Origin of the sequence: Streptomyces sp. NPDC014995 (genome assembly GCF_043080745.1) — a bacterium.
Taxonomy (GTDB): domain Bacteria; phylum Actinomycetota; class Actinomycetes; order Streptomycetales; family Streptomycetaceae; genus Streptomyces.
In genome coordinates, this window is the sequence record NZ_JBIBVX010000004.1 from 290242 (window position 1) to 303275 (window position 13034).

At 73.3% G+C, this 13034-nt stretch carries 12 protein-coding genes; 4 read left to right on the plus strand and 8 right to left on the minus strand.

Going from position 1 to position 13034, the window contains the following annotated elements:
• Genes ACF1A1_RS10990 through ACF1A1_RS11025 form a run of 8 tightly spaced genes read right to left on the minus strand, consistent with a single transcriptional unit; the run spans position 1 to position 7022 of the window.
• Positions 1-1995, minus strand: a complete 1995-nt coding sequence (locus ACF1A1_RS10990) for an NADH-quinone oxidoreductase subunit L (RefSeq protein WP_391998862.1) — start codon at positions 1993-1995, stop codon at positions 1-3.
• Positions 1992-2390: an NADH-quinone oxidoreductase subunit NuoK gene (gene nuoK, locus ACF1A1_RS10995; RefSeq protein ID WP_391998863.1), complete on the minus strand. Its 399-nt coding sequence runs from the start codon at positions 2388-2390 to the stop codon at positions 1992-1994. The genes ACF1A1_RS10990 and nuoK overlap by 4 nt, the downstream gene beginning before the upstream one ends.
• Entirely contained in the window at positions 2390-2986 is a 597-nt protein-coding gene (locus ACF1A1_RS11000; protein WP_391998864.1) for an NADH-quinone oxidoreductase subunit J, read from the minus strand. Before ACF1A1_RS11000 ends, nuoK begins: the two co-directional genes overlap by 1 nt.
• Positions 2983-3558: a NuoI/complex I 23 kDa subunit family protein gene (locus ACF1A1_RS11005; protein ID WP_391998865.1), complete on the minus strand. Its 576-nt coding sequence runs from the start codon at positions 3556-3558 to the stop codon at positions 2983-2985. Before ACF1A1_RS11005 ends, ACF1A1_RS11000 begins: the two co-directional genes overlap by 4 nt.
• A 2-nt stretch (positions 3559-3560) precedes the next feature.
• A complete protein-coding gene (locus ACF1A1_RS11010; RefSeq protein WP_391998866.1) occupies positions 3561-4529 on the minus strand; it encodes an NADH-quinone oxidoreductase subunit H in 969 nt (322 codons plus the stop codon).
• Positions 4526-6034: an NADH-quinone oxidoreductase subunit C gene (locus ACF1A1_RS11015; RefSeq protein ID WP_391998867.1), complete on the minus strand. Its 1509-nt coding sequence runs from the start codon at positions 6032-6034 to the stop codon at positions 4526-4528. The genes ACF1A1_RS11010 and ACF1A1_RS11015 overlap by 4 nt, the downstream gene beginning before the upstream one ends.
• Positions 6031-6636: an NADH-quinone oxidoreductase subunit B gene (locus ACF1A1_RS11020; RefSeq protein WP_391998868.1), complete on the minus strand. Its 606-nt coding sequence runs from the start codon at positions 6634-6636 to the stop codon at positions 6031-6033. Before ACF1A1_RS11020 ends, ACF1A1_RS11015 begins: the two co-directional genes overlap by 4 nt.
• Complete coding sequence (locus tag ACF1A1_RS11025) at positions 6627-7022, minus strand: NADH-quinone oxidoreductase subunit A (RefSeq protein ID WP_189941185.1); 396 nt, start codon at positions 7020-7022, stop codon at positions 6627-6629. Before ACF1A1_RS11025 ends, ACF1A1_RS11020 begins: the two co-directional genes overlap by 10 nt.
• Positions 7023-7520: 498 nt before the next feature.
• On the opposite strand from ACF1A1_RS11025, the gene ACF1A1_RS11030 reads away from it, so the two are divergent.
• The 4 genes from ACF1A1_RS11030 (at position 7521) to ACF1A1_RS11045 (ending at position 12895) form a co-directional block, all read left to right on the plus strand.
• On the plus strand, positions 7521-8726 hold the full coding sequence (locus ACF1A1_RS11030; protein WP_391998869.1) for a sensor histidine kinase: 1206 nt from the start codon (positions 7521-7523) through the stop codon (positions 8724-8726).
• Between the two features lie 295 nt (positions 8727-9021).
• Complete coding sequence (locus ACF1A1_RS11035; protein WP_391998870.1) at positions 9022-10383, plus strand: sensor histidine kinase; 1362 nt, start codon at positions 9022-9024, stop codon at positions 10381-10383.
• Positions 10384-10732: 349 nt separating this feature from the next.
• A complete protein-coding gene (locus ACF1A1_RS11040) occupies positions 10733-12157 on the plus strand; it encodes a hypothetical protein (protein WP_391998871.1) in 1425 nt (474 codons plus the stop codon).
• 66 nt (positions 12158-12223) lie between these two features.
• Positions 12224-12895 (plus strand): LuxR C-terminal-related transcriptional regulator, encoded by a 672-nt coding sequence (locus tag ACF1A1_RS11045; protein ID WP_391998872.1) that lies wholly within the window; start codon positions 12224-12226, stop codon positions 12893-12895.
• Positions 12896-13034: the final 139 nt, after the last annotated feature.

The following is a 13034-nucleotide window of genomic DNA, read 5'->3' on the forward strand; positions in this document are numbered from 1 at the left end:
TCACGCTCCCGTGGCGACGAGGAGGGCGGCGACCGCCAGGACGACGGTGCCGGCGAGCAGCGCGCTCACATAGGTCTGGACGTTGCCGGTCTGGGCGCGCCGTACGGCGGTGCCGAGCCAGCGGGGCAGGGTGCCCGCGCCGCGTACGTAGGTGTCGACGACCTCGCGGTCGAGGAACCGGACGATGCTCGCCGCGGCCTGCACCGGGCGGACGAACAGGGCCCGGTAGACGGCGTCCAGGTGGAAGCCGACGGCCGCGTGGCGGTGCAGCGGGCCGAGCAGGAGCCGTCCGGGGTCGGCCGGGTCGGGGGCGGAGGCGATGTCTCCGTAGGCGGGCGCGTGGGTCGCGATGGCCTCGGCCTCGACCTGTCCGGCGTCGCCCTCGGGGTGGGCGGCGACCGCGCCCAGGGGGATTCGGGGGGCCAGCGCGGTGGTGTGCCGCCAGGCGGCGTAGACGACGAGGCCGCCGACCAGGGCCACGCCCGTCCCGAGGACGGAGGTGGTGACGGTCGGGGCGAGGTCGCCGCCGTCGAACCAGTCGGGGAGCGAGCGGTAGGCGAACCCGCCGAGGGCGAGGGAGGGGACGGCGAGCACCCACAGGACGACGGTCATCGGCAGCGGCTGCCGGCCGTGGTCGGGAGCCTCGGTGCCCCGGCCGCGGAAGGCCAGCAGCCACAGACGGGCCGCGTAGCCGGCGGTGAGGAGGGCGGTGAGCAGGCCGGCGACGAGGACGATCCAGCCCGCGGCGACGGGGGCGTGCTCGGTGTGGCCGGTGGAGACGTGCTCGGCGGCGCCGAGGACGGACTCCTTGGAGAAGAAGCCGCTGAACGGCGGGATCGCGGCGAGCGCGAGGAGCGCCACGGTCATCGTCCAGAAGGCGTCGGGGACGCGGTCGCGCAGGCCGGTCATGCGGGACATGGCGGCCAGCGAGTTGGTGCCGGCGGCGTGGATGACCACGCCGGCGGCGAGGAACAGCAGGGCCTTGAAGGCACCGTGCGAGAGGAGGTGGAAGACGGCGGCACCGCGGTCGCCGACGGCGAGGGCACCGGTCATGTAGCCGAGCTGGCCGATCGTCGAGTAGGCGAGGACGCGCTTGATGTCGTCCTGGGCGAGCGCGGCGAGACCCGAGCCGGCCATCGTGACGGCGGCCATGGCGGCGAGGACGACCATCGCGGCCTGGGATGCCTCGAACAACGGGAGGAGACGGGCGACGAAGTAGACACCGGCGGCGACCATCGTCGCGGCGTGGATCAGCGCGGAGACGGGTGTCGGGCCCGCCATCGCGTCCGGGAGCCAGGTGTGCAGCGGGAACTGCGCGGACTTGCCGGCCACGCCCGCCAGGAGCAGCAGGGCGATGAGCGTCGGGTGGTCGAGTCCGCCGTGCGCGACGGCGCCGAGGACCCGCGTGATGCGGAAGGAGCCGGCGTCGGTGGCGAGGGCGAACAGACCGATGAGGAAGGGGACGTCGCCGAGCTTGGTGACCAGGAAGGCCTTGATCGAGGCGGCGCGGGCCTCGGGGGTCTCCCAGTAGTGGCCGACCAGGAAGTAGGAGCAGATGCCCATGACCTCCCAGCCGACCAGCAGCACGATCAGGTCGCCGGAGTAGACGACGAGGAGCATCGCGGAGGTGAACAGGGAGACGAGGGCCGCGTACGAGGGGTAGCGCGGGTCGTCGCGGAGGTAGCCGGTCGAGTAGATCTGCACGCAGGTGGCGACGAGGCCGACCAGGACGGCGACGAGGGCGGCGAAGCCGTCGATGTGCAGGGCGAGTTCGACCGGGACCGAGCCGGTGGGCGTGAGTTCGGTGGCCGCGTCGACGGCCGTGTCTCCGCCCTGGCGTACGGCGACCAGGACGGCCAGGACCAGGGAGGTGAGGGTCGGCAGGACGGCGAGCGGTCGGACGAAGCCGGGGGCGGTGCGGCCCAGGAGCAGGCCCGCGGCCGCGCCGAGGAACGGAAGGAGGGGGACGAGGACGGCGAGGGTGGTCGTGGTCACGCGGTGGCCTCAGCCTTCTCGGTCCGCTCGGTCGGCTCGGCGTCGCTGTCGGGGCCGTCGCCCGGGTGGCTCTCGTGTCCCTCGGCCGTGTCGCGGAGTTTGTCGATGTCCGCGGTGCCGCGGTTGCGGTGGACGGCGAGGACGATGGCCAGGCCGATGCCGATCTCCGCGGCGGCGATGGCGATGGTGAACAGGGTCAGGGCCTGGCCGGAGTGCAGGGTCTCCTCGGCGGCCCTGCTGAGCCAGACGTCGAAGGCGACGAGGTTGAGGTTGACGGCGTTGAGCATCAGCTCGACCGACATCAGGACCAGGATCGCGTTGCGGCGGGCGAGGACGCCGTAGAGGCCGGTGCAGAAGAGGAGGGCGGCGAGGACGGCGGGATAGGCGAGGTGCATCAGCGGACACCTTCCTTGTCGGCCTTGTCCTGGGCCGGGTTCCGCGCGCCGGGCTTGTCCGCCTTCGCCTTGCGGGACAGGACGATCGCGCCGACCAGTGCGGCGAGGAGGAGGACGGAGAGGGCCTCGAAGGGGAGGACCCAGTTCTGGAAGAGGCTCGCGCCGGTGACCTTCGTCGAGCCGGCGGCCGGGCCGTCGAGGTCGATCCAGGTGGCGCGGAAGGCGTCGACGACGACCCAGACCAGGGCGGCCGCGGCGGCCACGGCCACGGTGAGGGCGGCCCAGCGGTTGCCGGAGTCGGCGTCCGGTGAGCGGCCGATGGGGGCCCGGGTGAGCATCAGACCGAACAGGAGGAGGACGACGACGGAACCGACGTAGATGAGGACCTGCACCCAGGCGATGAACTCGGCGGTGAGCAGGAGGTACTCGACGGCCAGGCCGCCGAGGGTGACCACCAGCCACAGGGCGGCGTGGACCAGTTGCCGGGTGGTGACGGTGACGAGGGCGGCGCCGAAGGTGACCAGGCCGACGAGGAGGAAGGCGATCTCGACGCCGGTCGGGGAGAGGAAGCCGTGGGCTTCGGCTGCGAGGCTCACGCGTCCCCCTCCTGTGGGCCGGCCTGGGTGGCGGCCAGCTTCTCGGCCGTCTTGCGGGCGGCGGCGATCTCCTTCGGTTCCTCCGCGCCGGGGTCGAGGGCGGGCGGGGCCGGGACGGTCCACATCCACTCGCGGAGCTTGTCGCGTTCGTGGGTGAGGTCGCGGATGTCGGTCTCGGCGTACTCGAACTCCGGGGACCAGAACAGGGCGTCGAAAGGACAGACCTCGATGCAGATACCGCAGTACATGCACAGGGAGAAGTCGATGGCGAAGCGGTCGAGGACGTTGCGGCTGCGTTCGCGGCCGCCGGGGGCCGCCGCCGGGATCGTCTCCTTGTGGGAGTCGATGTAGATGCACCAGTCGGGGCACTCGCGGGCGCACAGCATGCAGACCGTGCAGTTCTCCTCGAACAGGCCGATCACCCCGCGGGTGCGGGGCGGGAGGTCGGGCTGGGTGTCCGGGTACTGCTGGGTGACGGTCTTCCTCGTCATCGTGCGCAGGGTGACGGCCAGACCCTTGGCGAGGCCGCTGCCGGGGATGCGGGGCCGGGTGGGCGGGAGAGACTCGGCCATGGCTACTGGATCACCACCTTGACGACGCCGGTGAGGGCGATCTGGGCGAGGGAGAGGGGGACGAGGAGGGTCCAGGAGAGCTTCTGGAGCTGGTCCTCGCGCAGGCGGGGGTAGGTGACGCGGAGCCAGATGACCAGGAAGGCGAGCAGCGCCGTCTTCAGCAGGGTCCAGACCCAGCCGAGGCCGTCGGCGCCCCACGGGCCGTGCCAGCCGCCCAGGAAGAGGACGGTGGTCAGGCCGCACAGGACGACGATCCCGGCGTACTCGGCGAGCAGGAAGAGGGCGAAGCGGAGGCCGGTGTACTCGGTGTACGCGCCGAAGATGATCTCCGAGTCGGCGACGGGCATGTCGAAGGGGGGTCGCTGGAGTTCGGCGAGGCCGGCGACGAAGAAGACGATCGCGCCGACGATCTGCCAGGGCAGCCACCACCACTCGAAGGCGTCGAGGATGCCGGGGATCGACACGGTCCCGGCCGCCATCGCCACCGAGGCGGCGGCGAGGAGCATCGGGAGTTCGTAGGCGAGGAGCTGGGCGGCGGTGCGCAGGCCGCCGAGGAGGGAGAACTTGTTGGCGCTGGCCCAGCCGGCCATGAGGGAGCCGAGGACGCCCACGCCCATCACGGCGAGGACGAAGAAGACACCCGCGTCGACGACCTCGCCGACCGCGCCCTCGCTCGGGCCGATCGGGATGGCGAGGAGGACGAGGAGGTACGGGAGGAGGGCGACGGCGGGGGCGAGCTGGAAGATACGGCGGTCCGCGCCCGCCGGGACGACGTCCTCCTTCTGCGCGAACTTCACGCCGTCCGCGATGAGCTGGGCCCAGCCGTGGAAGCCGCCGGCGTACATCGGGCCGAGGCGGCCCTGCATGTGGGCCATCACCTTGTGTTCGGTCTGGCCGATGATCAAGGGGAAGGTGAGGAAGACGACGAAGACGACCAGGAGTCGCAGGGCGACGTCGAGAGCGTCGTTCACTGCGGGCCTCCTCGGGGGTTCGCCGGGGGTTTGTCGTCGGGGTGGCTGTGGTGCTTGGGGGTGTCGTTGCCGGGGGTGTCGTTCTCCGGGGTGTGGCGCTCGGGAACGGGGGTCTCGGGGGCCGGGGTCTCGGAGTCGTCCGTTGCGGAGGACGGCTCCTTGTCGGGCTCCGGCACCGGCCGGGACTCCGGAACCGGCGTGGCACCCGGCACCGGCCGGGACTCCGGCTGATCGGAGCCGGTTGGCTGCGATTGATCGGAGTCGGTTGGCTGCGGTCCCGGCCGCTCGGGTGCGGGCCCCTTCGGCTTCGGCTGATCGGAGCCGGTCCGTGGCGGCTCCGGTTCGTCGAAGGCCGGGCGGGCGTGGTGCCAGGGGGCGTCGGAGCTGCGGGGGCGCGCCGGGGGGTGCGGGGTCGCCGGGGACTGCGGACCCTCCGCGGGAGGCGTTCCCTCGGCGGAAGCCGCTTCCTTCCCGGGAGCCGCTTCCTCGGCGGCAGAGGCTCCCTCTGCGGTAGGCGCTCCCTCTGCGGTAGCCGTTTCCTCTGCGGCAGGCGCTTCCTCAGCGGTAGGCGTCCGCTGCGAGGCGGAGCCGTCGCTCACGCTGCGGGACCGGCGCGGTCCGGCCGCGCTCCGGGGCTCGCGGGGAGCGGACGGTGCCGGGGAAGGTGCCGTACCCGTCGCGGGCGTGGCCTTCGGGGGCGTGGTCTTCGGGGTCTCCGCGGCCTCCGCCGGAGCCGGGGCGCCCTCGGTCGCCGCCCCCGATGCCGGGGCCAGCGCCGCTGCCTGGCTGGCCGAGCCCTCGGCCGCCGTGCGCGCACGCCGCACCGGACGTTCCCCGGCAGCCCGCGCGGGACGTTCGCCGGTGGCCCGGGCCGGCCGTTCCCCGGCCGCGCGGCCCGCCGCCGCGCCCCGCGCCGGGCGGGCCGGGGCAGGGGGGAGCTGGCCCTTGAGGGGGCCCCACTCGTTCGGGTCGGGGACGCCCGGGGGAAGCATCTGGCGGCGCTTGGGGCCGCCGTGCTCGGACTCGCCGGGTTCCTTGGCGCCGGGCCAGGCCTTGGCGACGCGCGACGCGAGGACGAAGTCCTTGCGAAGGGGGTGGCCCTCGAAGCCCTCGGGCAGCAGGAGGTGGTCCAGGGCCGGGTGGCCCTCGAAGACGACGCCGAACATCTCGTGCGTCTCGCGTTCGTGCCAGGCGGCGCCCGCGTAGACGCCGACGGCGGAGGCGAGGGTCGGGGCCTCGTGCGGGACCGTCGTGCGCACCAGCAGCCGGCGGACCGGCGAGAGGGCGACGACGTGGGCCGAGACGCGGAAGCCGGTGCCGGGTTCGTCGACCGCGCTCAGCCAGTCGAAGTAGGTGCAGCCGAGGCGGTCGCGGGCCGTCTCCAGTGCCGTGGTCCAGGCGGCCGGGGGGACGTCCACCGTCAGGACGTCGTAGGCCTCCTCGGCCGTGGCGTCCGGGCCGAAGAGTTCCTCGGCGGGGGTGGGCAGCCAGCCGACGGCGGTCATCGGTCCGCCTCCCCCGAAGCGCCGGCCGGCGGCTGCACCAGCCCGCTCTGCAGCGCCGCCGCCGACGGGCGGGACGTCCCGTACCGCTCCCCCAGCGACTCCCGGGCGATCTTCTCCTGGAGCTTGAGGATCCCCTGGAGCAGTGCCTCGGGGCGGGGCGGGCAGCCGGGGACGTACACGTCCACCGGGATGATCTGGTCGACGCCCTTGGTGACGGAGTACGAGTCCCAGTAGGGGCCGCCGCAGTTGCTGCACGCGCCGAAGGAGATGACGTACTTCGGCTCGGGCATCTGCTCGTAGAGGCGCTTCACGGCCGGGGCCATCTTGTCCGTGACCGTGCCCGAGACGACCATGAGGTCGGCCTGGCGCGGGCCGGGGGCGAAGGGGATGACGCCCAGGCGGATGAAGTCGTGGCGGGCCATCGACGCGGCGATGAACTCGATCGCGCAGCAGGCGAGGCCGAAGTTGAAGACCCAGAGCGAGTAGCGGCGGCCCCAGTTGAGGACGACCTTCATCGGCTCGGGGGCGAGGCGGGCGAGGGCGCCCAGCCGCTTCGGCTCCGGGAGGTACACGGGCTCGGAAGGAGCGGGGGTCACGTCCATGCCAGGACGCCCTTCTTGTAGGCGTACAGCAGGCCCACGGCCAGGAAGCCGAGGAAGATGAACATCTCCACGAGGGTGGTGGCGCCGTAGCCGGGGGCCGCGAAGACCGTCGCCCAGGGGAAGAGGAAGATCGAGTCGACCGCGAAGATCACGTAGAGGAAGGCGTAGACGTAGTAGCGGACCTGGGTGTGGGCCCAGCCCTCGCCGACGGGGTCGACCCCGCACTCGTACGTCAGAAGCTTCTCGGGGGTCGGGACCACGGGGCGCAGCAGGCGGCCCGCGCCGAAGGCGACCGCGACGAACAGCACGCCGACAGCGGCGAGCAGTCCGACGACCGCGTAGGAGTGGAAGTAGTCCGACGCGACGACGACCGTCGAATCCCTCAACGTTTCGTGCGACGTCTGCGGCACCGTCCGTCCCTCGCTCCCCGACCTCGGCCTGTTCGACGATCTGTACGCACGGGAGTCTAGGGCCTGATAAAGGCACGGTAAGCAGCCCGTCACGCTTGGGGCAACGGGGGTGGGGTTTTCCCCAGGCGACAGAGGCGGCGAACTCCATGGCGCGGCGGGGCGGCGCGCGGCACGCTAACCCGTATGACCGCATCCAAGCCCGCCCCCGGAGCCGGGTACCAGCCCTCCCGCGGAACCGGGTACCAGCCCTCTTCCGGGGCGGCGGGCCAGCCTGCCCCCGGAGCCGTGCACCGGCCCGCCCCCCGAGCCGGATCGAACCCCTCCCCCGCAGCCGTGCACCAGCCTGCCCCCGGAGCCGGGTACCCGCCCGCTCCCGGAGCCGGGTATCCGCCCGCTCCCGGAGCCGGGTACCGGCCCGCCCCCGCGGCAGTGCGCCCGCCCGCCGTGCCCGTTCCCGTGGCCGTTCCCGCGCCCGTGGCCGATCGGGGGAAGGCGGGACGGGGCGACCGTCTGCCGCCGGCCCGCCTCGCCTACGACCCGCACACGTGGAAGGAGATCGCGCATCTCCTGGCGAACCTGCCGATGTCGCTCCTCGGCTTCACGTATGTGATGACGGTGCTGTTCACCGGCGCCGCGTTGACGTTGACGGTGATCGGGTTGCCGCTGCTCGCGCTGGGGCTGCTGGGGGCGCGGCTGATCGGCCGGTTCGAGCGGGGGCGGGCGCGGATGCTGCTCGGGGTCCGGATCGACGAGCCGAGCCCGCTGCCGTTACGCCGGGCGGGCAACGTCTTCCAGGGGATGTGGCTGGCGCTGCGGGACCCGGTGGCCTGGCGGACGGTCCTGTACGACTTCATCCGGCTGCCCTGGGGCCTCGTCACGTTCACGATCGTCTTCACCTCGCTGTTCGTGCTGTGGCCGGTGCTGCCGTTCGTGGCGCGCGGGCTGGCCAACGCGGACCGGGCGATGGTCCGTGCCCTGCTGTCCCCCTCCGACGAACTGGAGCGGCGGATCGCCGAACTGGAGTCCGACCGGGGGGTCGTGGTCGACACGGCCGCCGCCGATCTGCGGCGCATCGAGCGTGATCTGCACGACGGGGCGCAGGCCCGGCTCGTCAACCTCGCGATGGGGCTGGGCCTGGCCAAGGAGAAGCTGCTGGAGGACCCCGACGCGGCCTCGGCGATGGTCGAGGAGGCGCACGGCGAGGTGAAGCTCGCGTTGCAGGAACTGCGGGACCTGGCCCGGGGCATCCACCCGGCCGTCCTGACCGACCGGGGCCTGGACGCCGCGCTGTCGTCGGTGGCCTCCCGGTGCACCGTGCCGGTGCAGGTGACCGCCGACCTGCCGTCGAGGCCCGCGCAGGCCATCGAGGGCATCGCCTACTTCACCGTCTCCGAGCTGCTCCAGAACGTCAGCAAGCACAGCGGGGCGCGGTCGGCCTCCGTCGACGTGTGGCGGGTGGAGAACCGGCTGCTCATCCAGGTCTGGGACGACGGCCGGGGCGGCGCGCGGCTCGACGGCGGCACGGGGATGCGGGGGCTGGCGGAGCGGCTGGGCGCCGTGGACGGACTGTTCGTCGTGGACTCGCCGCCGGGCGGGCCCACGACGGTGACCGCGGAGCTGCCCTGGCGGGACCGGACGGAACAGCCGGGCCGGCCGGACCGTCCGCAGCGCGCGGGGTAGGGAAAACCCCCCGTCCAAGACGCCGACGGACTCCATGGTCCGTGCGCCCGCCACCGAGCAGGGTGGAGGTAGGGGGCGACACCTGACGAGCGCCCGACGCACTCCTGACGAGCGCCTGGTGAACACCCGGCGAGACCCACCGAGAGCGGCCCCACCGACCCCGCCGGAGACCGGCCCCGCGGAGACCGACCCACCGGAGGTCGCCCCGCCGGAGCCTGCCCCGGAGACCGGACCCGCCGAGCGCCAGGAACCCGCCGACACCCCGCCAACGAGACGAGTAGAACGGACGACGCCGATGACCACGCAGTACAGCGAGTACGGGGAGTACACCCGGTACACGGACGGGTACGGGCACGGTCCCGGCGGCGGGCGCCGGCACCGGCTGCCGCTCGCGCTGCGGGCGCCGGTCGAGGCACGGGCCTGGCGCGAGTTCGCCTACGTGCTGCTGAGCCTGCCGATCAGCATCGTGCTGTTCACGTTCGCGGTGACGACGCTGTCGCTGGGCGCGGGCCTGCTGGTGACGTTCCTCGGCATCCCGGTGCTGGCGGCGGGGCTGGCCGGCTGCCGGGGCTTCGGGACGGTGGAGCGGACGCGGGCGCGGACACTGCTCGGCCTGGAGGTGGCCACGCCCGAGCCGCTGCGGCCGCGCGGGCGGGGCGCGCTGTCCTGGATGGGCGCGGTACTCAGGAGCGGCACGTCCTGGCGGCACGTGCTGTACGCGGTGCTGCACCTGCCGTGGGCGGTGTTCTCCTTCGCCGTCGCGGTCGCCTTCTGGTCGTACGGCTGGGCGATGCTGACGTATCCGCTGTGGTTCTGGCTGTTCCCGGTGTACGGCGGGCAGGGCGGGCTCCAGCTGTACGGGGACGAGCAGCACCAGGTCTACCTCGACAACCCGTTCGAGATCACCCTCACGGCGCTGGTGGGGCTGCTGTTCACACTGGCCACGCCGTGGATCGTGCGGGCGCTGACGACGGTGGACCGGGTGCTGGTGCACGGGCTGCTCGGGCCGTCGCGGCTGGCGTCGCGGGTGGTGGAGCTGGAGTCCGACCGGGGGGTCGTGGTGGACACGGCGGCGGCCGACCTGCGGCGCATCGAGCGGGATCTGCACGACGGGGCCCAGGCGCGGCTGGTGGCGCTGGCGATGGATCTGGGGCTGGCGAAGGAGAAGCTGCGGGAGGATCCGCAGGCGGCGGCGCTGATGGTGGACGAGGCGCACGGCGAGGTGAAGACGGCGTTGCAGGAACTGCGGGACCTGGCCCGGGGCATCCACCCGGCCGTCCTGACCGACCGTGGCCTGGACGCCGCGCTGTCGTCGGTGGCCTCCCGGTGCACCGTGCCGGTGCAGGTGGAGGTCGACCTCACGGAACGGCCGGCGCCGGCCATCGAGGGCATCGCCTACTTCACCGTCTCCGAGCTACTCCAGAACGTCAGCAAGCACAGCCGGGCACGGTCGGCCTCCGTCGACGTGTGGCGGGTGGACAGCCGTCTGCTGGTGCAGGTCATCGACGACGGCGTGGGCGGCGCGGACACCTCCGCCGGGTCGGGCCTGGCGGGCCTGGCCGGTCGGCTGGACGCGGTGGACGGAATCCTGGTGGTGGACTCGCCCGTGGGCGGCCCGACCCGGGTGACGGCGGAACTTCCCTGGCGGTCGGTCTAGCCGGACGGGTACGGCCGCAATCCCCTGACCGTCCGCCGGTCCGGCGGGCGACGAGAGCCCCAGCCACCGGGCGGACACCCCTCGGGCGAGTGGCACGGTGGGCGTGCAGACGGCGGACGGCGGACGAGCGGCGGACGGCAGCCGACGGGCGGCATACGGCAGACGGCGAGCGGCGGTCGGCAGACGGCGGGCCGACCGGATACGTGCCGGCCCGGACCACCCCCGCCGTCGGCCCGGACCTGCCCCCGCCGTCGACCCGGTTGGCGATCGGGCACAGCGCCTGGCACGCTGCTTGCCTTTCGTGCGGATCGGGGGCGGTGCGGTGGCCGGCTACGGGATTCTCGGGCGGGTGCGGGGACGGTTGAACGGCCAGCGGGCGGCCACGCCCGTGCCGCTGCCGGGGGACGGCGGTACGGCGACCGCGCCGGCGGCGCCGTGGACGCCCTTCGACCACCGGGTGCGGGTCCTGGTGGAGATACGGGACGACCCCGACGAGATCGCGCTGGCGAAGGAGGTCGTCGGGGGGTTCGGATGGCCGATGCGGGAGCCGAGGCCGGGTGAGGGCCCGACGGGGGGCGTGACCGTGTCGCACGTCGCCCAGGTGGTCGAGGTGCGGCTGCTGGGGGCGCGGCGCGGGATCGCGGCGCAGGCGGCGCACGAGCTGGACCGGCTGGCCCGCAGCACCGGGCTGTCGCTGGTCGTGCGGGAGGCCGCGCTGATACGCCGGCCGGAGAGCCCCGGGCAGGAGTGGGAGGTCGTTCCGGTCACCGTCTCCCCGCGGGACCGGGTACGCGGCTTTTTCAACGGCGACAAGGACGACCGGCCCGAGCACGTCATCCGTGTGCCCGAGGGATCGCCGTCCCCGACGCCGGACATCGCCTCCCTGTCCACGGCGCTCGACCCGCAGCCCTTCGTCCCGGCCGATCACCGGCTGCGGCGCCTGACCTTCCGGCCGTCCATGGCGGCGCTGCTGGTCGTCGGCCTCGGCTTTCTGGGCACGGCGGGCCTCGGGGGCCTGATCCACCTGACGAACCTGGCGCCGGGGACGGCTCCGAACATGGTCCGGGCCCTCGCTCTCGCCCTGTCGCTGACTCTGGCGGTCACCGTGGGCCTATTCGGGCTGGCGCACGCCGTCCGCTACTCGGCGGCGCTACGCCTGGCCCTGCCCTGGACCATCCCGCTGGCCCTGCCCGTCCTCCTGGCCGGCGTGCCCCGGGTCGGCGGTGTCGTCCAGAACAGGTACCTCGCGCACTTCGACCTCCCCGGCAGCCCCGTGACCACCGACTGGTGGGACTCACTGCGTGCCGGTGTGTTCACCTGTCTGTGCGCGCTGGCGGGTTTCCTTCTGCTGGTCGGGACGGCGGGCTTCGTGCACCGCCTCGGCGCGCGGGCCGGCGCCCCGTTCTCGCATTCCCTGGTGATCGGCGCCCTGTACGGCACAGCCGCGGCGCTCGCGTTGTCGGTCGTAGCCATCAGCCGGGTCGACGCCGCCGCCGCGGACGACCGGCACACCCTGGCCGACGGCCGCGTCCCGGACGGCCTCTACGGCCTCCACCCCGACTTCGTCTGCGTCCGCCCCACCGACAGGACACCCCCCGTCTACGGCACCCTCCCACCCGCCACCCGCCCCGTCGTCACCTTCGGCCCGTCCGGTGACCGCATCTCCCTCTGGGACCCGAAAACCGGCCAGTCTTTGAGCATGCGGCTGGAAGACGCCGTTTTCGTGCCCGCAGAGACCGAGAAGGGCCGGGCGGTCTGTCCACAGGCCCGGTAGCGGAGCGCGGATCGCGGGATACTGAGGGGCCGATGACGGAGCGGGTGCGCTGGGGGGCCGGAGATCGTGGAGGACAGGGTGCGGGTGGTCATCGCCGAGGACTCGGTGTTGTTGCGGGAGGGGCTGACCCGGTTGCTGACCGACCGGGGGCACGACGTGGTGGCGGGGGTGGGGGACGCCGAGGCGCTGGTGAAGACGGTCGGCGAGCTGGACGCGGCGGGTGAGCTGCCCGACGTCGTGGTCGCCGATGTGCGGATGCCGCCCACGCACACCGACGAGGGGGTGCGGGCCGCCGTACAGCTGCGCAGGGCGCATCCGGGGCTCGGGGTGCTGGTGCTGTCGCAGTACGTGGAGGAGAGGTATGCCACCGAGCTGCTGGCCGGTTCCAGCCGGGGCGTGGGCTATCTGCTCAAGGACCGGGTGGCGGAGGTGCGGGAGTTCGTGGACGCGGTGGTGCGGGTCGCGCGGGGCGGTACGGCCCTGGACCCGGAGGTCGTGGCCCAGCTGCTCGGGCGCAGCCGCAAGCAGGACGTGCTCGCGGGGCTGACCCCACGGGAGCGGGAGGTCCTGGGGCTGATGGCCGAGGGGCGGACGAACTCGGCGATAGCCAAGCAGCTGGTGGTGAGCGACGGCGCGGTCGAGAAGCACGTCAGCAACATCTTCCTCAAGCTCGGCCTGTCCCCCAGTGACGGCGATCACCGACGGGTTCTCGCGGTCCTCACCTACCTGAATTCCTGAGCCGGCGGTGTCGGTGTATCGCCGGCCGGCCGGTGGGTGACAGGAGAACCGGTGCGTTCGGCCGGAGCGTCTTCCGGCACAGCGCCGGAGGGCGGGAAATCATGACAAGTCAGGGCGCCGGGTCGTCTCAGGGCAGTGT

Coding starts and splice junctions, on each gene's coding strand:
- nuoK (WP_391998863.1), bottom strand. CDS start 2,390: ATGCACCTCGCCTATCCCGCCGTCCTCGCCGCCCTCCTCTTCTGCACC.
- ACF1A1_RS11005 (WP_391998865.1), bottom strand. CDS start 3,558: ATGGCCGAGTCTCTCCCGCCCACCCGGCCCCGCATCCCCGGCAGCGGC.
- ACF1A1_RS11015 (WP_391998867.1), bottom strand. CDS start 6,034: ATGACCGCCGTCGGCTGGCTGCCCACCCCCGCCGAGGAACTCTTCGGC.
- ACF1A1_RS11020 (WP_391998868.1), bottom strand. CDS start 6,636: ATGGACGTGACCCCCGCTCCTTCCGAGCCCGTGTACCTCCCGGAGCCG.
- ACF1A1_RS11035 (WP_391998870.1), top strand. CDS start 9,022: ATGACCACGCAGTACAGCGAGTACGGGGAGTACACCCGGTACACGGAC.